The 23163-nt window shown below is 60.6% G+C and carries 24 protein-coding genes; 11 read left to right on the plus strand and 13 right to left on the minus strand.

The window, feature by feature from the left end:
- Positions 1-46 precede the first annotated feature (46 nt).
- From FHT84_RS23195 to FHT84_RS23235, 9 genes are all read left to right on the plus strand, one after another.
- Positions 47-979 carry a LysR family transcriptional regulator gene (locus FHT84_RS23195; RefSeq protein ID WP_183764246.1) on the plus strand — a complete coding sequence of 311 codons (933 nt, stop codon included), beginning with the start codon at positions 47-49 and terminating at the stop codon, positions 977-979.
- Positions 980-1355: 376 nt separating this feature from the next.
- Positions 1356-1568, plus strand: a complete 213-nt coding sequence (locus FHT84_RS23200; protein ID WP_112343484.1) for a hypothetical protein — start codon at positions 1356-1358, stop codon at positions 1566-1568.
- 390 nt (positions 1569-1958) lie between these two features.
- Entirely contained in the window at positions 1959-2756 is a 798-nt protein-coding gene (locus tag FHT84_RS23205) for an AraC family transcriptional regulator (protein WP_246698606.1), read from the plus strand.
- A 138-nt stretch (positions 2757-2894) separates the two neighbouring features.
- Entirely contained in the window at positions 2895-3491 is a 597-nt protein-coding gene (locus FHT84_RS23210; protein ID WP_246698607.1) for a hypothetical protein, read from the plus strand.
- On the plus strand, positions 3488-8512 hold the full coding sequence (locus FHT84_RS23215) for a YadA-like family protein (protein ID WP_183764240.1): 5025 nt from the start codon (positions 3488-3490) through the stop codon (positions 8510-8512). Before FHT84_RS23210 ends, FHT84_RS23215 begins: the two co-directional genes overlap by 4 nt.
- An 8-nt stretch (positions 8513-8520) precedes the next feature.
- Entirely contained in the window at positions 8521-9096 is a 576-nt protein-coding gene (locus FHT84_RS23220) for an invasion associated locus B family protein (RefSeq protein ID WP_113251786.1), read from the plus strand.
- Positions 9097-9110: 14 nt separating this feature from the next.
- Positions 9111-9806, plus strand: coding sequence for a hypothetical protein (locus FHT84_RS23225; RefSeq protein ID WP_112343479.1), 696 nt, complete (start codon positions 9111-9113; stop codon positions 9804-9806).
- A complete protein-coding gene (locus FHT84_RS23230) occupies positions 9803-10276 on the plus strand; it encodes a DUF4189 domain-containing protein (RefSeq protein WP_183764237.1) in 474 nt (157 codons plus the stop codon). Before FHT84_RS23225 ends, FHT84_RS23230 begins: the two co-directional genes overlap by 4 nt.
- 169 nt (positions 10277-10445) lie before the next feature.
- On the plus strand, positions 10446-10973 hold the full coding sequence (locus FHT84_RS23235; protein ID WP_183764234.1) for an invasion associated locus B family protein: 528 nt from the start codon (positions 10446-10448) through the stop codon (positions 10971-10973).
- 73 nt (positions 10974-11046) lie between these two features.
- Here FHT84_RS23235 and FHT84_RS23240 read toward each other — a convergent pair whose 3' ends face one another.
- The 6 genes from FHT84_RS23240 to FHT84_RS23265 form a co-directional block, all read right to left on the minus strand.
- Positions 11047-11373: a hypothetical protein gene (locus FHT84_RS23240; protein WP_183764231.1), complete on the minus strand. Its 327-nt coding sequence runs from the start codon at positions 11371-11373 to the stop codon at positions 11047-11049.
- A 41-nt stretch (positions 11374-11414) separates the two neighbouring features.
- Positions 11415-12347, minus strand: a complete 933-nt coding sequence (locus FHT84_RS23245; protein ID WP_183764228.1) for a homocysteine S-methyltransferase family protein — start codon at positions 12345-12347, stop codon at positions 11415-11417.
- A 61-nt stretch (positions 12348-12408) separates the two neighbouring features.
- Positions 12409-13098, minus strand: a complete 690-nt coding sequence (locus FHT84_RS23250; protein ID WP_183764225.1) for an ABC transporter permease — start codon at positions 13096-13098, stop codon at positions 12409-12411.
- 11 nt (positions 13099-13109) lie between these two features.
- Complete coding sequence (locus tag FHT84_RS23255) at positions 13110-13835, minus strand: ABC transporter permease subunit (RefSeq protein WP_183764222.1); 726 nt, start codon at positions 13833-13835, stop codon at positions 13110-13112.
- A gap of 12 nt (positions 13836-13847) precedes the next feature.
- The gene (locus tag FHT84_RS23260) at positions 13848-14621 is read right to left on the minus strand and encodes a transporter substrate-binding domain-containing protein (RefSeq protein WP_183764219.1); all 774 of its coding nucleotides are present in this window, start codon (positions 14619-14621) and stop codon (positions 13848-13850) included.
- Positions 14622-14666: 45 nt separating this feature from the next.
- Positions 14667-15446 carry an ABC transporter ATP-binding protein gene (locus FHT84_RS23265; protein WP_183764216.1) on the minus strand — a complete coding sequence of 260 codons (780 nt, stop codon included), beginning with the start codon at positions 15444-15446 and terminating at the stop codon, positions 14667-14669.
- A 171-nt stretch (positions 15447-15617) separates the two neighbouring features.
- On the opposite strand from FHT84_RS23265, the gene FHT84_RS23270 reads away from it, so the two are divergent.
- Positions 15618-16103, plus strand: coding sequence for an Lrp/AsnC family transcriptional regulator (locus tag FHT84_RS23270; protein WP_183764213.1), 486 nt, complete (start codon positions 15618-15620; stop codon positions 16101-16103).
- Between the two features lie 8 nt (positions 16104-16111).
- Here FHT84_RS23270 and bigR read toward each other — a convergent pair whose 3' ends face one another.
- The 6 genes from bigR to FHT84_RS23300 form a co-directional block, all read right to left on the minus strand.
- Positions 16112-16456, minus strand: coding sequence for a sulfite-sensing transcriptional repressor BigR (gene bigR, locus FHT84_RS23275; RefSeq protein WP_112343470.1), 345 nt, complete (start codon positions 16454-16456; stop codon positions 16112-16114).
- Entirely contained in the window at positions 16450-17745 is a 1296-nt protein-coding gene (gene blh / locus FHT84_RS23280) for a bifunctional sulfur transferase/dioxygenase Blh (RefSeq protein ID WP_183764210.1), read from the minus strand. The genes bigR and blh overlap by 7 nt, the downstream gene beginning before the upstream one ends.
- Before the next feature lie 120 nt (positions 17746-17865).
- Positions 17866-18633: an SDR family oxidoreductase gene (locus FHT84_RS23285; RefSeq protein ID WP_183764207.1), complete on the minus strand. Its 768-nt coding sequence runs from the start codon at positions 18631-18633 to the stop codon at positions 17866-17868.
- 214 nt (positions 18634-18847) lie between these two features.
- Entirely contained in the window at positions 18848-19609 is a 762-nt protein-coding gene (locus FHT84_RS23290) for an ABC transporter ATP-binding protein (RefSeq protein WP_183764205.1), read from the minus strand.
- Positions 19606-20646, minus strand: coding sequence for an iron ABC transporter permease (locus FHT84_RS23295; RefSeq protein WP_183764202.1), 1041 nt, complete (start codon positions 20644-20646; stop codon positions 19606-19608). The genes FHT84_RS23290 and FHT84_RS23295 overlap by 4 nt, the downstream gene beginning before the upstream one ends.
- Positions 20643-21674 carry an ABC transporter substrate-binding protein gene (locus FHT84_RS23300; RefSeq protein WP_183764199.1) on the minus strand — a complete coding sequence of 344 codons (1032 nt, stop codon included), beginning with the start codon at positions 21672-21674 and terminating at the stop codon, positions 20643-20645. The genes FHT84_RS23295 and FHT84_RS23300 overlap by 4 nt, the downstream gene beginning before the upstream one ends.
- Between FHT84_RS23300 and FHT84_RS23305 the strand changes: the two genes are divergently transcribed.
- A complete protein-coding gene (locus FHT84_RS23305; protein ID WP_183764196.1) occupies positions 21667-21849 on the plus strand; it encodes a hypothetical protein in 183 nt (60 codons plus the stop codon). The genes FHT84_RS23300 and FHT84_RS23305 overlap by 8 nt on opposite strands.
- Here FHT84_RS23305 and dinB read toward each other — a convergent pair.
- A complete protein-coding gene (gene dinB, locus FHT84_RS23310) occupies positions 21846-22943 on the minus strand; it encodes a DNA polymerase IV (RefSeq protein ID WP_113251544.1) in 1098 nt (365 codons plus the stop codon). The two genes, FHT84_RS23305 and dinB, sit on opposite strands and share 4 nt — an antisense overlap.
- Positions 22944-23163 lie beyond the last annotated feature (220 nt).

A 23163-nucleotide genomic window follows, 5' to 3' on the forward strand; every position in this document is an offset into this window, starting at 1 on the left:
CGACTGATGCGTTATATGTCGGATATGGATAAGATAATGCCGAATAATGGATAGATCCGATATCACGCTCGAGCGCATCCGCACCTTTGTCCGCGTCGCCGAGCGCGGCAACCTTTCGGTCGTGGCACGCGAGCTGAACGTCGGCCAGTCGAGCATCACGCGGCATGTGCGCGAGCTCGAGGAAGCCTTGGGCGTGGCGCTCTTGAGCCGCACGACCCGCCGCGTCACGCTGACGGAGGAAGGCAGCCGCTACTATGCCAATGTCGTGCAAATCCTGCGCCTCGTGGAACAGGCGACCGATGAGGCGCGAAGCGCACAGGGCGCCCATGCCGGCACGGTTCGCATCTCCTGCACGGCAGCGCTCGGCGTCCGGCATGTCAGCCGATTGATTTTCGCCTTCCAAGACCGCTATCCGGAGATCGCGGTCGATCTCAGCCTGACCGACGAGCGCATCGATCTTATCCGCGAGGGTGTGGATATCGCGCTGCGCCTCGGCCCGCTTGCCGACAGTTCCATGAAGCTGCGGGCGATCGGCCAGAGCCAGCGCGTTCTCGTTGCTTCTCCCGCCTATCTGGCAAGACACGGCCGGCCGACGACGCCCGAGGAACTCAAGGGTCATGAGGGTGTGCGCATGTCGAACATTGCCGGCAGCGAAGATCTCGTGCTCGAACGGGCAGGGGGCAAGCGCTACGTCGTGCCGTTCGGCGGGCGGCTCCAGTTCGATCATGGACTTGCCGCGCGCGAAGCTTTTGCGGCTGCTCGCGGCTTCGGTCCGGCCCATATCTGGCTGGTGGACGATCTGCTCGCGGACGGCCGCCTCGAAACGATTCTGCCCGACCATGCGCCGCCGGCCGTGCCGTTGAACATGCTTATTGCGCCGGAACGGGCCAGTATTGCGCGCGTCAGGCTGCTTGTGGAGTTTCTGGCGGAGGAGTTGCCGCGCATTCCGGGCATAAGGCGCTCCCGGGCGGAGAACTAGCGGGCCCGTTCCGACAATGGATCACCTGCGGACTTGCCGAATTTCAAACCGAAACCCGTGCCGGAATTCATGGGCGGAAATTTTTGTTTTCCGATCGGCTTCGGTAATTCACCAATTGGATACATGCTGCTGTGCCTCGTGCCACGATCCTGTCCCAAAGATAGAATAGTTTCCCAATTTTCTGGTAACCATCGCCCGGTAACCCGTGAGTTTCCTAGTGGTATGATGACGGTTACAGTGATCAAGGTCGGATTGATCGCAACAGAGTCGTAGTGTGATCAAGGTCTAGCCTTGCGAACATCTTTAAGCGTTCTTACGGATTTATTTTATATCAGGAATATGATAGCTGACATATAGTAATCCGGTGAGAGTGATAATGGTCGAATTCAATTTTAGCGAGCCACCTCGAGGAAACGGCTCTGAGGACATTTCGAACGAGTGCCAACGCCAATTGCAGCCCATCGTTAGTGAAATTGTCCGTGCCGCGGTCGCAGCTGGATGGGACGAGAAAGACGTCCTTCTGGCGATGGCGGATATCGCGTGGGATCTCTATGAAAAGCGCCGGGGCGATCTTCAGCCGCCGCAATAGTGCGATGATCGCTTTTCCACTCGGACGCGAAATAAGATATAGCCTGACAACAGCCCTCTGTTGAATTGTGCCGGATCCATTCGATCGGGCTAATCAATGATGCGCTCTAGCGCCTTAGTCTTTCTTTACCATGTGAATATTTCCCCTTCAAAACTCAGTAATTTATACTATTTAATTTCGCGCTATAGCTGGTAGGCAGCAGCGTGGAGCGGGCAGGCTTGGGGGATTGCGGTTGCAATCGATGATTGTTGCCTTGCCTGCTTCGCGTGCAAGTGAAATTTCGTCAGGGGCGGGCGATGCATAATGAGATTTGCGGGTGAGGCCCGGGAGCGGGCCGATCGATATGTATTCGACATAATCCCTGAGAGTGCGGGACCGAGAAGAGCCTCCATGCGGGGGAGCGTTATCAATTCGGTTCGCAATCCCGGATCGCAGACCTGGGTTGCTAGGGAACACGCGGTGGCAATCGTGCTGGCGCCCTCGCGCGGCCTGCGAGCCTCTCTCGGCAGCGATCGGATCACGCAATACGATGCGCCGACCGGCTGTCTCGTGGTCAATCCCGCCGGGGTGGACAGTACCCTTGCCTGGACCGAAACCAGGACAAATCTTGTCGTCGCCATTCCCCCTGACGTTCTGTCCGAGCTGGCGCTCCAGGAGTTCGATCTTGGCAATGTGGAACTCCAGCCGCCTGATTTCGGCACCGTCGATCCATTGGCCCTCGGCATAGCGCAGAGAATCTCTGTCGAGTTAACGAGGAAAGCACCTTCGAATGAACTCTATCTGGATTCATTGGTTACGCTATTCAGCACACATCTGCTTCGCACCTATACAAGCCGCATGACACAGCTTCCTTCGCCAAAAGGCGGGCTTTCCGCCAAAAGCGCTCGGCGCGTGCAGGAATATCTTCGTGAGCACTTTACCGAAAAGGTACATGTCGCGGAGCTTGCTGCTGTCGCCGGCATTTCGCCCAATCACTTCATCGTGCGGTTTGCCAAGACCTTCGGTATGCCGCCGCACCGCTATCTCATCAATCTGCGCCTGGACAGGGCGGAGGAGCTGCTCGCGGCGGGTGAGATCTCCATTGCGGAAATCGCCTACGTCACCGGCTTCTCGGATCAAAGCCACCTGGCGACAACCATGAAGAGATATCGCGGAAAAACGCCGATGGAGTTCCGCTTCGGGCGATAGCCGTGGCGGACCACGGGCGCTCGAAGCCTCGCCCGGTCCTGACCGAAGCCGATTTTCCATTTCAGCAAATGCTTTATCTCTCTGATATGTCGGGGGGATAGAGGCTGCCTGCAGCTGAGATATTCCCGCCTGGCATGCATGCCCGGCGATCCCCGGCGCTCATGCGCAACAGCCTGCGGTACGTGTGGCAAAGCGGATACACCTGCAACCGAGCGGGCAAAAAACCGTAATTTCCTAAAAAAAATCCGGAATTTTCTAAAATACGCTTCCGCGAAAATAAGGGCATGGTCACAGACGGTAACGAACCGGTGCTGTATGGACATTCAATTCCCTGAATTTGAAATCTTTGCTCCGAAAGTCGAGGCAGCCTGGTCCGCCTTGCAACAGCGATATGCCAACCGCCTGACCGAGGCGGAACTTGATTATCTATTTGCCTGCCTGGTCCTTGGTTTGACCTCCCCGGCCTATGGGGAAAGCGAACCATCGTTTCATTTCGATGTCTGCCGCGCCCTGGTGGCGATGAAGCTTCCTCCCGATCGGGCCGATGCTGCATTGCATAGCGTCCCGGCGCCGACGGAGCCGTGGGTCGAAAGCCTGCGCGAGCAGCTCGAAAGCCAAAGCGCCAGGATGGGGCAAACACTTCTGGACATGCGGAATTTCAATGACGACGCGGCCGCAGATGCGGTTTCGGGCGCGCCAAGTCGTCCAGTCAACAGCGAGGATAAGGCAGCATGAGGGAATATGTTGGGGAACATCTGCAGACTGAATCTCGTACTGGACTTATCAAAGACGCAGCGCCGGTGAGGGGTAGAGATCGTTCGCAGCGTCGCCGCGTGATGGCTGCGCTGCGGATGTCGTCGCGCGTTCTCGGCATGCGTCGTAAAGATCGGAGTATCGGTGCGATTGGCGCTATTTTCGGCGCCTTGGGGCTGATTATTGCGCCTCAGGCATTTGCCCAAGTTGGCGGTAATTATACGGCGGGCACTGGCACTGCGACCGGTACTAACGGCATCGCGATCGGTTGCACTGGATTCACGGCCACCACCGGGGCGGTGACAGGTGGTATGGCCATCGGCTGCCGAGCGATTTCCAATGGGAGTAATTCAGTTGCCATCGGGGTGGATGCACAAACCCAAAACGGGAATGATACTGCGGTAGGAACGTCAGCCGCGGCGACCGGCGGGAATTCGACCGCTCTTGGTCTTGCCACTAGCGCGAGCGGTGTTGCGTCGACCGCCGTAGGCGCCAGTTCCACCGCGAGCGGGCTGCGCAGTAGTGCTTTCGGCGCAAACACCGTTGCGTCGGGATTGGATTCTCTCGCCCAAGGCAGCGGCGCCGCCTCTAGCGCTCAGAATGCCATTGCTCTCGGCTTCCAGGCGAAGGCCACCACATTGAACTCCGTCTATCTCGGCTCGCGCACCGTCACAACATCGGGCGCTCTCGCGCAGAGCACCGTCGCCATCGGCACGGATGTTACGGCATCCCAAGCCGACGCCATTGCGATAGGACGCCAGTCCGTTTCGTCGACCCAATACGGTGTGGCTCTCGGCCTGAATGCGTCGGCCACGGGTACAGGCGGCGCGATGGCTCTCGGCCAAGGCACGGTCTCAAATAACGTCAATTCCGTAGCGCTCGGCGTACAGGCTAAGGCCACCGCAGCCGGGGCCAGCGCGCTAGGCACCTTCTCCACTGCTTCGGGAGGGAACTCCACCGCGGTCGGCGTCAGCGCCGGCGCCACCGGCAGCTATGCATTTTCCGGAGGCTGGGGCTCCGTCGCCAGTGCTGACAGTGCCCTTGCGCTTGGCAAGCAAGCCGCAGCATCCGGAATCAATTCGGTCGCCGCTGGCTCCAGCTCCGTTGCCTCAGGAGCTTTTGGGGTTGCCTTGGGTAACCAGGCGCAGACGCTCGCTGGCGGCGGTGCCGTTGCGATAGGCTCGGGCGCAACCGTTGCCGCCACCGGGACGTCCAGCGTCGCGCTCGGCAACAATGCAAATGCCGCAGGTGTCTTATCGGTTGCCACGGGCGCCGGTGCCAGCGCCAGCGGCGACAATTCCACCGCCACGGGACGCCAGGCTGTTGCCAGCGGCACAAACGCCTCCTCGTACGGTTCTGGAACGCAGGCGACCGGAAACAATTCTCTCGCTGCCGGCGTCAGCGCCAATGCCGGCGGAGTCGGCAGTACCGCGCTCGGCATCGGCACGGTCGCCAGCGCCGACAATTCGGCAGCGGTAGGCTTCCAGGCCAGCGCAACGGGAGCGCACTCGTCCGCGATTGGTTCTGAAGCCAAGGCCGCTGGCAACCGTGCGTTCGCCGCTGGCCGTATTGCCAATGCCGGAGGAGATGACTCGACTGCCATTGGCACGTCGGCCGTCGCGACAGCAGCAGCTTCGACCGCGATCGGTTCGAGCGCGGTGTCACAAGGCGTGAACGGGATCGCCATCGGCACCGCCGCTGGCTCGCTCAGCGACGATTCCGTCGCCATCGGCACGGGCGCGATCGCCGATGGCGGTCAGGCCGTCGCGATCGGCTTCGGCAATTCCGCTTACGGCGACGGCGCGGTCGCGATCGGCGATCCGAGCTATGCGAGCGGCGCCGGCGCCTTCACCGGCGGCGCCAACAACATCGCCAACAGCGATGGCACGGCGAGTGCCAGCGCCGCCAACCAGGCGGCCGGCGCAGTCGCGATCGGCAACAACAACAAGGCGATCGGCCAGGGCTCGGTCGCGCTCGGCAACGGTTCCACCGCCGGTGCTTCCGGCTTCGTCGGCAATATCGCCTTGGGTAACGGCGCAACGGCGACGGCGAGTTCCGGCGACGTAGCGCTCGGTTCGGGCTCAGTGACCGACGTAGCAGTCGGCACCGCGAGCGCGGTGATCGGCGGCAATACCTATAACTTCGCCGGCACGACACCGACCTCGACGGTCAGCGTCGGCGCGCCAGGTGCCGAACGCACCATCACCAATGTCGCGGCGGGCCGGCTCAATAACGGTTCGACTGATGCCGTCAACGGCTCGCAGCTCTTTGCGACCAACCAGCAGGTCGACATCAACACGACCGCGATCAACAACATCACCACCGGCGGCGGCATCAAATATTTCCATGCCAACTCGACGGCAGCGGACTCGTCGGCAACGGGCGCGGAATCGGTCGCGATCGGACCTCTCTCGACTGCGGCAGGAGCGAATGCCATCGCGGCCGGCAACAGTGCGACCGCTTCCGGCCTCGACGCGGCGGCGTTTGGATACATATCCCAGGCCACGGGTGACTACAGCACGGCCATCGGCCCCAATGCCCAAGCGACAGCCATCTCCAGTACCGCGGTTGGCCAAAATGCCTTTGCCACGGCCGCTCAAGCGACCGCTCTCGGCAAACAAGCGAATGCCAGTGCCGCGGATGCACTCGCGCTGGGCGTCAACGCTACCGCCGGCAACGCAGGCGCCGTGGCGCTCGGCTCTGGCTCGGTAACCGACGTTGCGGTCGGCACCGCCAGCACGGTGATCGGCACCACCACCTACAACTTTGCCGGCACGACACCGGCTTCGACGGTCAGCGTCGGCGCTGTCGGTGCCGAGCGCACCATCACCAACGTCGCGGCGGGCCGCCTGAACAATGGTTCGACCGATGCGGTCAACGGCTCGCAGCTCTTTGCCACCAACCAGCAGGTGACGCAGAACTCCACCGACATCACCACCATCAACGGCAACCTGACCAATCTCGGCAATACGATCAACAACATCGCCGGCGACACATCGACGACCTACACCGATGCAAACGGCGATGGCATCCGCTATGTGCGCACCAACGACAGGACCCTTGCCGTCAGCGACTCCTCCGCTCAAGGGATCGGCTCCACGGCGGTCGGCTATAACGCCACCTCGACCGCCGACAATGCGCTCGCGCTTGGCATGAACAGCCAGTCGACCATCGTCGGCGGCGTGGCGCTTGGTTCGGGATCGGTTGCCGATCGCGTTCTGGCTCCCGCCTCCGGCCAGTTGCCCGCGGGTCCGACGAACTTCATCCAGTACAACACGACGGACAAGACCCTGCTGGGCGCTGTCTCAGTCGGTTCGAGCACCTCCTATCGCCAGATCACCAATGTGGCTGACGGTAGCAGCGCGCAGGATGCCGTCACGGTTCGCCAGTTGCAGGGTGCCATTGCTTCGGTCGCAGCGACGCCGAGCAAGTACTTCCATGCGAACTCGGCGGCCGGCGACTCGCTTGCCGTCGGCGCAGAGTCGGTGGCTGTCGGCCCGACGACTGTCGTCAATGGTGACAACGGCATCGGCATCGGCAATGGCGCGGTCGTCGACCAGGTCGCGCCCGGCGGCACGGCCATCGGCCAGAATGCCCATGTCATGCTGGCCGACGGCGTCGCCCTTGGTACGAACTCGGTGGCTGGAGGAATCCAATCGGTCGCATTGGGCGCCGGCGCGCAGGCCAACAACATCAACAGCGTCGCTCTCGGCGCACAATCCGTAACGAGTGTGGGCGCTCAATCCGGCTACACCGGCTTCGCCCTCACGAGCCCGCAAACCTCCGTCGGCGAAGTGTCGATCGGCTCGGCCGGATCGACGCGCAAGCTGACCAATCTGGCAGCCGGTTCGGCCGATACCGACGCCGTGAATGTCAGCCAGCTCAAGGGTCTCGGCACCAACATCACCAACCTGATCGGCGGCGGCACGACCGTCAATCCGGACGGCACGGTCACCGGCCCGACCTACAATATCCAGGGCAACAACTACACCACGGTCTACGATGCCTTCGGTGCGGTGAACAACACGCTGACCAACATCAACAATGGCGGCGGCATCAAGTACTTCCACGCCAACTCGACCCTCGCCGATTCCGCTGCCAGCGGCACCGACAGCGTTGCGATCGGTCCGCAGAGTGTCGCCACCGGCGCAAGCAGCCTGGCGGCCGGCAACGGCGCGGCAGCGGCGGGCACGGGTGCGGTCGCCCTCGGTCAGGGCGCGCAGGCCAACAATGCCAATGATGTGGCCTTGGGCTCCGGTTCGTCAACGCAGGCAGCCGTCGGCACATCAGGTACGGACCTTCAGGGCCAGCACTACAACTTTGCCGGCACCACGCCTGTGGGAACGGTGAGTGTTGGGGCTGCAGGGTCTGAAAGAACCATCACGAACGTCGCGGCCGGCCGCATTTCGTCCGACAGCACCGACGCCATCAACGGCTCGCAGCTCGCCGCGACCAATTCGGCGATCAACAGCCTGCAGACCGGTGTCGGGACGATTACCAAGAACGCCGTCACCTATGACCTCAATGCCGATGGCAGCAAGAAGAACAGCATCACGCTGCAGGGCGGCGACGTCAATGCACCGGTGGTCATCTCCAATGTCGGCAAGGGGGTCGCTTCGACGGATGCCGTCAATGTCGCTCAGCTGACCGACAGCTTCAACCAGGGCAAGTCGTATACGGATAACGCTGTCGCCACGACGCTGGCCTCGGCCAACAACTATACGGACCAGAAGTTCGGGCAACTGAACAGGGAGCTCGGAGACGTGCGGTCGGAAGCAAGACAGGCGGCCGCGATTGGGCTTGCCGCGGCATCGCTTCGCTATGACGACCGTCCCGGCAAGCTGAGCGTGGCTGTCGGCGGTGGCGTCTGGCGGGGTGAAGGCGCTCTCGCCTTCGGTGCGGGCTATACCAGCGAAGACGGGCGCATCCGCGGCAACCTGTCGGGTACGGCGGCTGGCGGCCAGGTGGGCGTCGGTGCTGGTCTCAGCTTCACTTTGAACTGAGCCACGTCATGCTGAAAGGAGCGCTTCTCGGCGTCCCGGCTTTCATGGCTTGCAGCCTCCTGTTCGGCCCGTTCGCGGCCGGGCAGGAGGCTGCCCTCCCAACCTATCGCATAAAACCTTCCGAGGTCGTCGTTCCTCCGGAGTTGAAGCCTGGCGAATATCAGAGAACCATTCGCCCGTTCGAAAACTGGACCCTGATCTGCGATGAAAACCTGAAGGTCCGCCAGCGGGTTTGCAACGTCACTCAGATCATCGAGAACGAGCGGGGGCAGATCGCGTTCAGCTGGTCGCTCGCCGCCACCAAGGGAGGCGAGCCCTACATGATCCTGCGCACCGCCCCGGTTGCCAAGAGCGACGGACGCATCCTGGTGAAGTTCGAGGGACGCAAGGAGCCTATCCAAGTCAAGCTCGACGGCTGTAACCAAACAGTGTGCGTCGGCATGCTCCCGATCGGGCCTGTCCTGCGCGAGCAGATTTCGAAGAGTACCGCGCCGGCGATCTCCTACCCGACGGCGGATGGGCAGACGATCAGCGTGACTGCAAACCTCAAGGGCCTTTCTACCGCCGTGAAGGCGATAAAGTGACGGACGGATTTTCAATGACCCAGCAATCAATCCACGACCGCATCATGTCCCGGAACAAGAACGACGCCGCAATTCAGACCGTGGCGGACGATCAGGTGAAACCGGGGCGGAGATGGCGGAAGGCGACCCTTCTCTCGCTGCTTGCCATCGCCATTGCCGGCGCCGGCGGCTATGCGGTCGCCCGCTATGACCTGATCGGGAACCTTCTATCGCAGCCGGCCGTCGCCGCGGCGAACGACGCCAATCCGGCGCTGCCGGACACGCCGTTCCTGCAGCACGCCAAAAAGGCCGGCCTGCAGTCCTGCTCGACCATCTTTCCGGTGCTCGGACAGTTGCTGACCAACGGCACGCAATACAATGTCCAATCGATCTGGAACAACCAGGCGGCCGACAAGCATGCGGTGCAGGCCCTCGTCGGCATGGACTACGCCACGCAGGGTTATAGCGGCCCGGCTGCCGGCATCGTATTCGCGGCACCGGTCGCATCCGGCTGCGAAGGCGCCATGGTCCGCGTGGCACCGTTTACAGGCTCTTGCCCGGAAGTTTCGGCCAAGTTCCCGAACGGAAGCAAGCTCGTCAACAATCTCGGGCAGGTCGGAGTCTACGAACTCGGCAGCGATGGCGGCGATGCGATGCTTCTGCCGACCGGAAACGGCTGCATCGTCATTTCGGTCGCTTCGGCAGCAGGAAAACAAGGGGGCACCAAATGAAATTGAGATCCGCCATTGCTGCGATCGGCATGCTGTTTGTCTCCACCGCCCAGCTGGGGGCCGCCGATCTCTTTACGACCGAGCAGCCGCCGGCCCCTCCGCCGGACGAACGCGGCATCTGGGCGGCCATCGCCTATTCCGCGCCTGACGAGAAATACGGCTTCTTCTGGGGCGCCGACAAACGGCAGGAAGCCATGGATATCGCGCTTAAGCACTGCGAGCACGACAAGGGCAAGAGCTGCGTCGTCGTCAGCGTGTTCCGCAATCACCGGCACTGGGATGACGATGATAAGACCGGCTTTCCGTACAACCATTGCGGGGCGCTTGCCATCGGCAAGGAAAAACGCGAACGGGCGACGCCATGGAGCGCGAATTCGGCACCGACGCGCAAGGAAGCCGAAGATCTCGCGCTGAAGGCATGCGAGCGCTCCGGCTCTTCCTGCGCAGTCCGCGAGTGGGTGTGCACGTAACTATCCGCAGTCATGATCGCGAAAGCATGGATTTCGCGATCATGGCTCATCGGCATGACCCATACCCCTGATGCCCTGCGGTGCCGGCCGCGGAAATATTTTGCTCCAAGCAGAAAGACCTTATCCTTTGCCAGTTTCGACGTTCATTTCATTCCGTACGATCGGTCGCATGTTTCGGGCGATGCTCACCCTTGTCTGCGCGAGCGCGATTTTGACGCTTGCGCCCACGGCCTTTGCCCAATCGGCGCTGCCAAACGGTGCTTCAAGCCTGCAGGAGGCCTATCAGGACTGGCGCGTCGCATGCAGCCAAAGCGACAAGGCGCCGGTATGCACGATTTCGCAGGATCAAACTCAACAGAATGGTCAGCGGCTGCTTGCCGTCGAATTACAGATGCGTCCCGACGGCAGCGGGCTTGCGACGCTTCTGCTGCCGTTCGGCATCGTTCTCGACTCCGGCGTGACACCGAATATCGATGACCAGCCGCCGTTGAAGCCGGTGCGCTTTCGCACCTGCCTGCCCAATGGCTGCATTGCCTTGCTTCCGCTCGACGCCGCGACGCTTGCCAAATTGCGCAACGGCTCACGCCTGAATCTCAAGGTCGTTGCCGACGGTGGCAATGCGCTCGGTTTTCAAATCTCGCTGCAAGGCTTTTCGGCAGCGGTCGATCGGATCGCCGCCTTGAGTGTGAAAAAGTAAGATTGCCCCGGCTTTGCGACGGCACTGGAGACAGGCTCCTTGCGCCGTCGCGTCGTTATGGCGCCACAATTGCTCAGGCGAATACCGCTATGCAGACGGATAGCCAGATAAAGGCTATTCCCAGCGCCAAGGCGCGCCTGGCCTCGACCACTTTTTCCGCTTCTTCTTCCGCCACGGGAGTCGTCACGATCAAGGGCACGCAGCCAAGCGCTGCAAATCCGATGATGGCCAAAACCACCACGAAATAATCGGAGATATGCCAGGGTCCCTGTTCATACACGCCCCAATAGCCGAGGAACGCCATCCCGACTGCAAACATGGTCGCGGATGCCGAGCAAAGCCCGGTAACGGAGCCCGCGGGTGCGCGCATCCTGCGTTTTTCCGGTGTTGATCCATTCATGACGCGATATCCAGCCGGCAAGTCGCCTGCGTGCATATATGTCAGGAATTGCCTGCCGCCTCAACGGCATGCGTGAGGGATCGCCTCAGCTGGTGAATATGTCCCGCGCCAATCCCGCAGCAGCCGCCGACCATCGTTGCGCCGGCATCGACCCATGAACAGGCGAAACGCGAATAGGCGTCGTCGTTCAGATCGTCACGCGTGGCATGAAGGCCCTCATTGGCGGCGGATTCGCCCTGCTCTCCTTCGAAGGCATTGGCATAGACGCCGATCTGCAGGGTAGAACCGCTGCTCCTGAAGACCTCTCCCGCCGTATCGACCGCCGCGCGCATGACTTCCGGCTTGCTGCAATTGAACAGAAGCGCTTCCGCACCGGACGAAGCGGCCCATCGAGCCGCATCCTCCACCCTTTCCCCGGAACGGAGCGCGGGAGAGGCGCCGTTCCGCTGAGCGGCGTCATCCGCTAGGGTGAAGGAGATCCAGAAAGGCTTGCCGGTTTCGGCAACGGCGGTGCGAACGGCTTCTCCTTCGGCGATCAGGCTGAGGGTTTCGCCGAGCCAGACATCGACGTAAGGATCGAGATTTTCCACCAGAACCTTGAGATAATCCTGGACTCGAGACGGATCGAAATTCTCAGGCTCGTAGGAACCGAAGATCGGCGGCAGGGAGCCGGCAACCAGGATCTTACGGTCCTTGCAGGCGTCGGCGGCGTCGCGCGCCAATTGTCCCGCACGCGCAATCAGAGCGGCACCGTCGGCCCGGAACCGCTCTTCACCGATATGGAATGGCACGAGCGCGTAGCTGTTGGTGGTTATGACGTCCGAGCCGGCGGCGATGAATTCGTCGTGGACCTGTCGGACTATCTCGGGCGAATTGATCAGCGCCAGTGCCGACCATTCCGGCTGCTTCAACTCGGCGCCGAGACGAAGGAGTTCGCGGCTCATGCCGCCGTCGAGGATCAGGAATTTGCTCATGAATGGATCTCCAGAAAGGTCGGGCATGCGGAGAGGTGCGGCCCCTCCTTCGTGCCCCCGGTTAGCGCCGCACGGGAACCTGCGCCTCCAGGAAGCGGAAGGCTCGCGCGATCATGGCTGTGATGATGAGATAGAAGATGGTCACGACCATCAGCGGCTCGTAGACGAGCAGCGTGTCCTGACGCACCTTGGTGGCAACGGCGTAGAGATCCATCACCGTGACGGTGAAGGCCAGCGGCGTCGCTTTCAGCTGCATGACGATTTCGCCGCCGATCGTCGGCAATGCGATGCGAATGGCGCGTGGCAGCCAGATGCGCCGTGTCAGCGTGAAGGGCCGCATGCCGAATGCGCGGCCGGCCTCCAGCTCGCCTTTCGGGACGGCAAGCAATGCGCCGCGCAGCACCTCCGCTTCGTAAGCCGCATAGTTCAGCGTAAAGCTGACGGCGGCGAAGAAAAAGCCTTCGCGCAGGACCGGCCAAAGCAGGCTCTGGCGAATGCCGGGGATGACAGGCAAAAGAGAGCCGACGCCATAATAGAGCAGCCAGAGCTGGATCAGCAGCGGCGTACCCCGGAAGAAGGTGCAATAAGCGCTGGCGACATACCGGAGAAGGCGATTGCTGCTGATCTGCGCGAAGGCGAGGCCGATTGCGATGATGAAGCCGAAGACAACGGAAATAGCAAGCAGCGACAGCGTTTGCCAGGCTCCGGTCAACAGAAGCGGCCAGTAGGCATTGATCCATGCGAAGGTCATGTCAACGCTCCTCACGCAAGCTTCGGCTGGCCACGCCGCACCCGACGCTCAATCAGCTTGAACACCGCATTCGAGACGAGCGTGAGGGCGAGATAAATGAGGGCGGAGGCCAGGAAAAAGATGAAGTAATGCTTGGTACTCGCGCCGGCGAGACGCGTGGCGAGAGCGAGCTCCTGGTAGCCGACGACCGCGACGAGAGCGCTGTCCTTGGTGACCGACATCCAAAGATTGGCAAGTCCCGGTAGCGCGTTCGGCAGCAGGGCGGGCAGGATGATGCGGCGGAAACGCAGACGCGGTCCCATGCCGAAAGCCTTTGCCGCCTCGACCTGGCCGACGGGAATGGCAAGGATCGCACCGCGCAGCACCTCCGTCATGTAGGCACCCTGCACGAAGCCGAGCACGGCGATGGCGACCGCAAAGCCATTCAATTCGAAGGCGGGGAAATTGAGCACCGCAAGGAGCCGGTTGAGACCGTCCATTCCGGCATAATAGAGCCCGACGATCAGGATCAGCTCGGGGACCGCGCGGATGGCGGTGGTGTAAAGTTCCAGCAAAAGGCTGAGTGGCCTGATGCCGGAAAGCTTGCCCAGTGCGCCGCCGATACCAAGAAGAAGGCCTATCAGAAACGCGCCGGCGGAGATGGCGACCGTGGAGGCGGCGCCCGTCAGCAGCACTCCACCCCATCCGGGCGGATAGGGGGAGAGCAGGTCGAGAATGCCTTGTTGGGAGGTCGCCATCGCTACGATCGTTTACTTGGCGCCGTAGATGTCGGAGCTGAAATACTTCCTGGTGATTTCGTCATATTTGCCGTTGGCGCGCACCGCGGCGATGGCCGCATTGAGCTTTGCCTTGAGTGCGGTGTCTTCCTTGCGCAAGCCGCCGGAAACGCCGGCTCCAAGGATTTCCTTGTCGTCGGCGACGTCGCCCATCTTGGCGCAGCAATCCTTGCCGCCATCGCTTTTCAGGAAGGCATCAAGCGCAAGCGAATCGCCGAAGACATAGTCGATGCGGCCGGCTGCAAGATCCTGAAACGCTTCATCGAGCGTCTGGTAGGTCTTTTCGTCCGCGACCTTGGCAAAGTATCTCTTGTAATATTCCGACTGAATGGTCGACACCTGGATGCCGATGGTCTTGCCCTTGACATCGTCTGCCGTCGCGCCGGGCTTCTGGTCCTTCGGGCCGATCAGCGTGCTGGGCGTATTGTAATATTTGTCGGTGAAATCGATGACTTTCGAACGCTCCGCCGTATTCGACATCGATGACCAGATCACGTCGAACTTCTTGCTCTGAAGTGCCGGAATGAGACCGTCCCAGGAAAGCTCGACGATCGAGCACTTCTCTTTCATCTGCTCGCAGACGGCGTCCATCATGTCGATCTCCCAGCCCTGCCATTTGCCGGAGGCATCCTTGGCGAAGAAGGGCGGATAGGACTCGTTCATGATGCCGAAGCGGACTTCGGCCTGCGCCGTGAAGGCGGAAAGGGCAAGTGTTACGCCGGCAAGCAGCATGGGAAGCAGTTTCATGTGCGGGGTTCTCCTGGTGTTGTTGGTTCTGCGGGGACGTGAAGATCAGGGCGAAAGCATGCCGGTGAATTCGCGGCAGCGAGCGCTGAGCGGAGCATCGAAGACCTGCTCAGGCGCCCCCTCTTCCTCGATCCGTCCCTGATGAAGAAAAAGAACGTGGCTCGAGACGTCGCGGGCAAACCGCATCTCATGCGTGACCAGCAGCATGGTCCGGCCTTCTTCGGCGAGATCGCGGATGACCTTGAGCACTTCACCCACCAGTTCCGGGTCGAGCGCCGATGTCGGTTCGTCGAAGAGCATCACCGCCGGGTCTATGCAGAGTGCGCGGGCGATTGCCGCTCTTTGCTGCTGACCTCCGGAAAGAAAGGCCGGATAGGCATCGCGCTTGTCGTAAAGCCCGACTTTATCGAGAAGAGCCTCCGCCTTTTCGATCGCTTCGCGGCGAGGGAAGCCCAGAACATGCACCGGAGCTTCGATGACGTTTTCGAAAACAGTCATGTGCGCCCAGAGATTGAAACTCTGGAATACCATGCCGAGGCCCCTGCGGATCCGCTCGATCTGTCGCCAACTTTTCGGCTGCGTCCGTCCTTGCCGTGCCTGCTTCAAGGCGATTTCCTCGCCATTGACGACGATGCGTCCACGGTCGGGCATTTCGAGCAGATTTATACACCGCAGAAACGTGCTCTTGCCGGAACCGGACGAGCCGATGACGGCAATGACATCCCCTTGCCTAGCCGAGGTTGAAATGCCCTTGAGGACTTCGTGTGAACCAAAGCTCTTGTGAAGATCTTCCACACAAAGTGCCTGGGAGGAGGGCTCTGCCATGCATAATTCCGATAAAAGACAATTTGCGGAGAATATCGCGAAGGTAAGCGGAATTTGCGCGCAATTTCCGATCGTTCTGCATAAAAAAAGCAAAAATCTATTTCAAATGCATCTTTTGTGATAGAATGAGGATGTCGCCACGCAATTTCATCACCCGACCAGAGGAATGGGATGGAAAATCTGGATCGCTTCGATCGCGATATCCTCGATATCGTCCAACGCAACTGTCAGCTCACCGCCGAAGCCATCGCCGACGAGGTCGGTCTTTCGACGTCCGCCGTGCAGCGACGCCTGAAAAGGTTGCGCGAGGATGGTATCATCAAGGCCGAAATTGCGGTCGTGGACCGTAAGGCGACCGGAACTTCGATGGTCTTCATCGTCGGCATGGAGATCGAACGGGACAACTATGATGCGCTTGCCAAGTTCCGAATGTGGGCGGAGAAACAGGATCACATCCAGCAGGTCTATTATGTCACCGGCGCCGTCGACCTCATTGCGATCGTCACAGCCAGGGATGTCGAGCATTATGACGATATCGCCGCCTTGATCATGGCGGAGAATCCCCAGATCCGCCGCATGCATACGAATGTGGTCCTGCGCGACGTGAAACTCGGATTATTCGTTCCGCTGGCAAATGGCGGCGAAGACGGCCGATAAATGCCCGGTCATGACCTTTCCTCCGGCAGGCAGAAGATCGAATAGAGCGCTTCGATAAGCTGCGCGGCTTTTTCCTCCGTCAATCGGTAGAAGATCTGCTTGGCCTCTCGACGGGTTTCGACGACACCCGCTTCGCGCAACACCCCAAGCTGTTGCGACAGATTAGGCTGATGGATGTCGAGCTTTTCCTCCAATTCGCTGACTGAATATTCGCCTTCGGCCAAGCTGCATGCAAGCATCAGTCGCATGGGATGCGCCAATGTCCGCAGGAGGGATGCGACCTCGGCCGACCGCCTCGCCATATCCTCGAGCGACATGGCGGAGAGAACCGATTTTTCGATTTCCGTTACCATGCAGCCCCCTGCAATGCGTCGAGCGGGAATTTGAGATAACGGCGGCCGTTGTCCTCAGGCTCCGGCAAACGACCACCCTGCACATTCACCTGAAGTGCGTGGAGGATCAGCTTCGGCATGGGCAGTGTCCGGTCGCGCGCTTCGCGTAGCGCCACAAATCGGTCTTCCGTCATGCCAGCGAGATGCGCATTGGACCGCTTCTGCTCGTCGACCGTGCTCTCCCATTTCGGGTTTCGACCGCCAGGTTGATAATCGTGGCCGGTGAACAGGCGCGTTTCATTGGGAAGCGCCAGGATGTTCTGAATGGAATTCCACAAAGCCTTGGCACTGCCGCCCGGGAAATCGGTCCGCGCCGTACCCGAATCAGGCATGAATATCGTGTCGTGAATGAAGGCTGCGTCGCCGATGACATAGGTGACTGAAGCAAGCGTATGGCCGGGCGAGAATATGACGCGACCCTCGAGATTGCCGATCTTGAACGTGTCACCATCGGCAAATATCCGATCCCATTGCGAGCCGTCGGCAGCCATGTCCGGCTGATTGTAGATATCTTTCCAGAGCTTCTGGACGTCAACCACACGTGAGCCTATCGCGGTCGATGCGCCGGTCTTCTCCTTCAGGTAGGAGGCTGCCGTGAAATGATCGGCATGGGGATGGGTGTCGAGAATCCATTCAACGGCGAGATTTTCGGCGTGCACGTAATCCAGGATCGCATCAGCATTGAGGGTGGCAGTGGCGCCGGATTTTTCGTCGAAATCCAAGACAGGATCGATGATGGCGCAAGCCCGAGTTGCCGGGTCGCTGACGACATACTGGATGCTGCCGGTGCGCGCGTCGTAGAAGCCCTTGACATGGGGTATTTTCCGCTCTTTTCGAGCGAGCCAATTGGCCGCGCCCGTCAGGTCAAACCCATGACCCTTGCCGAAGGTCACCACGTCTTCGCGCTTCATCCGCCCGTCGAGCACCTCGCCGATTGCATAGAGCGCCAGCGCGCGAGTGCCGCTCTTGCAATGAGCAAGGACCGGCCCTTTCGCATCTTTCAACGTTTTCTGAAAGGCATCGATATCCGCGTCGGTAATGGTGGAGTTGGTAACCGGCAGGAAGGTATAACCGAGACCGGCAGCGCGAGCGGCGGCGGCCTCGGCGGCATTGCCGGGTTGACCCTGCTCTTCACCCTCCGGACGAGCATTGATGACCGCCACGAAGCCGCGCTCCGCAAAGCCAGCAAAGGCGGCCGTTTCCGGTTGGGCCGATACTGTCAGTCGATCATTGATTTGTACGGCGTCCATGGCGCTGTTCTCTATTCATATTAATATACAATATTATATATTGTATAATGAGCCGATGTCAAGAAAGCATGCAGACCATGCCGGATGGCAATGAGACGCAGTTGCCGAGCTGTCAGAGGTTCAGATTGCGGTAAATCCATTGTCGACGAAAAGATGGATGCCATTGACGAAATTGGACTCGTCAGAGGCAAGGTAGAGGGCGGCGCGCGCAACATCTTCCGGCTCTCCGATCCGGCCTTGCTGCGCGGCGATTGCTGCGTCCGAAACATCAACACCAAGAGCTTGCAGCGCAGCCACCTCGCGCAAGCCGTGCGGCGTGCGGATGAAGCCGGGGCAAACGGCATTGCAACGAATATTGCGATCGCGAAACTCGACGGCAATGGCGCGGGCGAACATGTGCACGGCGCCTTTCGTCGTATCGTAAAGCACTTCCATCGGTGTTGCCGCAACCGCCGAGATCGATGATGTACAGACGATGGAGCCGCCGCCGGCTGCGATCATGCCCGGCAGCACTGCCTTGGTCGTCAGAAACATGGAGCGCACATTGACGCCATGCAACCATTCCCATTCCTCCAATGTTGTCTCGAGGAACGGCTTGATGACGATGGTGCCGGCATGATTGAAGAGTACGGTCACGGCGCCGAAACGCTCTTCGATACCTTCGACGGCCGCATTGACGGCTGCTTCGTCCGAAACGTCAGCGACCCAATAATCGGCAATGCCACCGGCTTCTTGAATGGCCTGCACCGTCTCCGCCGCCGCTGCGGCATTTCGATCGATGATCGCGACCTTCGCACCTTCTGCCGCAAACAAGCGCGAGGCCGCTCCGCCCATGCCGGTGGCCCCGCCTGAAATGATGGCAATCTTGCCCTTGAGCCTATCCGTCATTTGTTCCTCCCGATGTTCTTCACTTTGGCATGGGTCATTGGTGCGGAATATAGTTCTCCATATTCGCGACGTCTCGCAAGCCCGGTGTGAAAGTAAGCCGTCTTTTGCCGGTAACGAAAAAGGATGTCACGGTCCGGATTCCCGCTTACCGGCTAAGACGGCTTCGATCGCTTTGCCGCCCGCATTCGAGAGACAGGCGGCCGGCTCAAGTGACCTATCGCAGATAATGGATATGCGGCCGCTCGTGATGAGGCGAGATCTCGACCCGGGCTTCCACGGCGAAGACGTCCCGCAGGAGGTCTTCGGTCAGCACAGTTTCCGGGGTGCCGGAGGCGACGATCCGGCCCTGCTGCATGATGATCAGCTGGTCGCAGAACATGGCGGCGTGGTTGAGATCGTGAAGGGCGATGATGCTGGTGACCGGCAGGCCGGAAACCAACCGCATCAGGCTGATCTGATGCTGGATGTCGAGATGGTTGGTCGGCTCGTCGAGGATGAGCTCCTTCGGTGCCTGCGCCAGGGCGCGGGCAATATGGGTGCGCTGTTTCTCTCCGCCCGACAGGCTCTGCCAACGGTCGTTGCGCTTTTCCTTCATCCCGGCGCGCTCAAGGGCGCTTTCCACGCTTTCGTCATCGGCCGAGGTCCAGCCTGAGAACATCGACCGATGCGGAAATCGGCCGAGCTTTACGACGTCGATGACCTGGAGATTGGCATTGGTCGTGCTGTGCTGCTCTACAAAGGCGACACGCCGTGCGATCGCCCGGCGAGGCATCTTGTCAAGGTCGCGCCCTTCAAGCGTGATGCGGCCGGAATTCGGCTTCTTCAATCCGGCCAGCAGACGCAAGAGCGACGTTTTCCCCGAGCCATTCGGCCCGAGCAGGCCGAGCATTTTTCCCGCAGGCGCTTCGAAGGAGACGCCGTCGAGCACGGTCTTTCCGCCGATTTTCCAGATGATGTTGTCAGCCTTGATGCTCATGACGCGCGTTGGAACCGATAGAGGATGATTGCAAAGAACGGGACGCCGACAAGCGCCGTAACCACCCCGATCGGCAGGACCTGCTGTGGGATGAGGGCGCGTGAGGCGATATCCGCCAGTACCATGAACATCGCTCCGATGATGGCGCAAGCCGGCAGCAGGCGGATGTGAAGCGGCCCGACGACGAAGCGCGCCGTGTGCGGTACGACGAGACCGACAAAGCCGATCGAGCCGACCATGCTGACGATGGTTGCCGTCATCATCGCGGTCAGCGCAAAGAGCCCCATCCGCGCCCGCCCGACATTGACGCCAAGCGACGAGGCTGCCTCGTCGCCAAAGGTGAAGGCATCCAGGATCCGCGCGTAGAGCAGGCAGGCGGCAAGCCCGAAGCCGACGATCGTCGATACCAGCATGAATTCCGGCCAGCGGACGCCGCCGAAACTCCCGAGCAGCCAGAACATGACATCACGTGCCTGTTGGGCGTTCCCCGATGTCGTTACGATATAGGACGTCGCGGCGTTGAACAGCTGGGAGGCGGCGACGCCGGCAAGGATGGTGCGGTCCGTGCCGCCTCGTGTGCCATTGGAAAGGAGAGCGACGAAGAAAAAGGCGGCGAATGCGCCGGCAAAGGCGCCTGCCGACAGTGAAACCGCACCGGCGCCGACGCCCAGGATGACGACTGCGACGGCCCCCGTCGAAGCACCCGCCGAGATGCCGAGCACATAGGGTTCGGCAAGGGGATTTCGGAGCAGCGATTGCATGATTGCGCCCGACAGCGCCAGGCCCGCTCCGCAGAAAGCCGCCACCAATGCCCGGCTGAGGCGATAATCCCAGATGACCGTTTCGTGGATGCGGTTGAGCTCGACGCCTGTCCAGCCCAGCCTGTTGGTGATGGCGTAAAACGTCGTCGACAGCGGTATCGGCAGGTCGCCGATACCGACGCTGATACCGATGATTAGGCCGATCGCTGCAAGGGAGGCCAGCAGCAACAGGCCGAGGGCAGCCACTTGCCGCAGGTTGCGGTACGCGTCGATCACTTCAGCAGACCAAGGGCCTTGAGCTGCTGGGCCACCTGCTCGGCGCCATAGATCGTGCGGATGGTCGGGTTCATGGCTTGACCGTCCATGACGACGATGGCCTTGTTCTTGACCGCGGGAAGCTGGCTGACGGCCGGGTCGGTGGTGAGAAACTTGATCTTGGCTTCCGGCTTGTCGAGCTCCCAGCGATTGCGGTCGAGGCTGGCGACGACAATGACGTCCGGATTGGCGGCTATGATGCTCTCCCAGCCCAGTGTCGGCCATTCCGCTTCGGTAGTAATGGCATTGCGGCCGCCAAGCAGGTCGGCGATATAAGCTGAAGGGCTGTTTTTTCCGCCGACATAGGCATCTGCAGATGACGACGGGCTGGAGAACCAGAAGACATAGGAGAGCTTCTTACCGTCCTTCAGCGCATTCGCGCGCAGTGCCGCTTCCCGCTTTTTGAAATCCTCGATCAGCGCCTGGCCCTTGTCGCGGACATCGAAAATCTGCGAGAGCTCATCGATTTCCTGGTAAAGCGCGCTCATGTTCCAGATCTGGCTACGGGCGGCATTGCCGTATTTGTCCTGAGAGGCGCCCTGGGCTGGGCAGACACTGGGGGAAACATAGGTGGGAATATTGAGCTTCTCGAAGTCCTCGCGCTTTGCCACCTTGCTGCTCGGTCCCATCAGGGTCGGTAGTGCGGCTGCAACGAAATCAGGATTTTCCGAGAGGATCGATTCAAAGGTCGGAAACTCGACCGTCAGCAGCTTGACCTTGGAATTGGCTTCCGCAAGCTGCGGCAGAACCTTGTTGGGCCAGAAGGCGGTGCCGGCCATTTTATCCTGCAGACCAAGCAAAAGAAGAATTTCGGCACTGTTCTGGCCAAGCCCGATCGCCCGTTCCGGCGCTTTCTGGAAAGTGACCTTGGTTCCGCAATTATCGAGTGTCAACGGATAGCTGGTGGATGCGGCAGATGCCGCCGGTACGGCAAGGCCAAGCGCCATGCAAAGAGCCGAGACGGCCAAAAGCGATTTCAAAATGGTCACGAAAAATATCCTGATCGTTTGCGGCCAGAGAGGGACGGTTGAAAACATCCGCGGCGGTATAGCCTTGCCGGCCGGTCAAAAACAAGAGGAATTTAGTCATATTTCTACAGATTCGGCACGCATGGACCAAGGCAAGGCCTGGGTTCACCGTGTCTCCACCGTGACCGGCAATTAAATGCCGAGATCGAGCTGGGGCTGTGCGCGGCTATCGTCGGTTTCTTCGTTCGTCAGCGATGAAAGCGTGACGCCGAGCAGCCGAACCGGCCGCCTGAACGGATGGACGGTCGCCAGAAGTGCAGATGCCGCTTCGAGGATCTCGCTCAAGCCCGCGACCGGAACAGGGATGGTCCGGCTGCGCGTGGCCTGCGTGAAATCAGAGTATTTGATCTTCACGGTTACCGTCTTGCCGCTGATGCCGCTTGCCTCGCAGTAGTGCCAGACCTTCTCTGCAAGCGGCCGCAATTCCGCCGTAGCCAGATCGAGATCGTCGATATCCTCGGGAAACGTATCCTCTGCGCCGACGGATTTGCGGATCCGGTCGGGCCTCACCTGGCGTTCGTCGATGCCCCGGGCGATCCCGTAGAAATACGATCCGGACTTTCCGAAATGCTCCTGCAGGAAGGCGAGGGACTTCGCTTTCAGATCGAGCCCGGTTTCGATGCCGTATTTGCGCATGCGTTCGGCGGTCGCCGGCCCCACGCCGTGGAATTTGCCGACGGGCAGCGCCTCGACAAAGGCTGGCCCGTTCTTCGGCGTGATCACCGCCTGGCCGTTGGGCTTGTTCAGATCGCTTGCCATCTTGGCGAGAAACTTGTTGTAGGAGATGCCGGCGGAAGCATTGAGCCCGGTGACCTGCTTGATCCTGGCCCGGATTTCCAGCGCGACTTCGGTGGCAATCTCCATGCCCTTGAGGTTTTCGGTGACGTCGAGATACGCCTCGTCGAGCGAGAGCGGCTCGATCAGCGGCGTATATTCGGCGAAGATCTCGCGGATCTGCTGCGACACGGCCTTGTAGACGTCGAAGCGCGGCGGCACGAAAATCAGATCCGGGCATTTGCGCTTCGCCGTCACCGATGGCATGGCCGAACGAACGCCGAAGGCGCGGGCCTCATAGCTTGCCGCCGCCACAACGCCGCGCGCCGCGGACCCGCCGACCGCAAGCGGCTTGCCGCGCAGTTCGGGATTGTCACGCTGTTCGACCGACGCGTAGAACGCATCCATGTCCACATGGATGATTTTGCGGACCGGCGTCGAGCTCATATCGTTCATTATCGTCTCGGTAATCCGCGCTGGGATCAGGCCGCGCTGAAATGACGTTGTGTGGATGATGTCGTCTGAAAACCGCACGCAGTTTTCGACATCATACTCCGGCGTTCAACGCCGCCATAAATCGCAGCGGGTCGAACAAATACGGAACATATCACGCTTGGCGACGATATCAAACAGGCTCCTGGCCTTGCAAGGCAGGACATTGCGACGTCGCTGTCGG

This window comes from Rhizobium sp. BK289 (assembly GCF_014193575.1).
Classification (GTDB): Bacteria; Pseudomonadota; Alphaproteobacteria; order Rhizobiales; family Rhizobiaceae; genus Rhizobium; species Rhizobium tropici_C.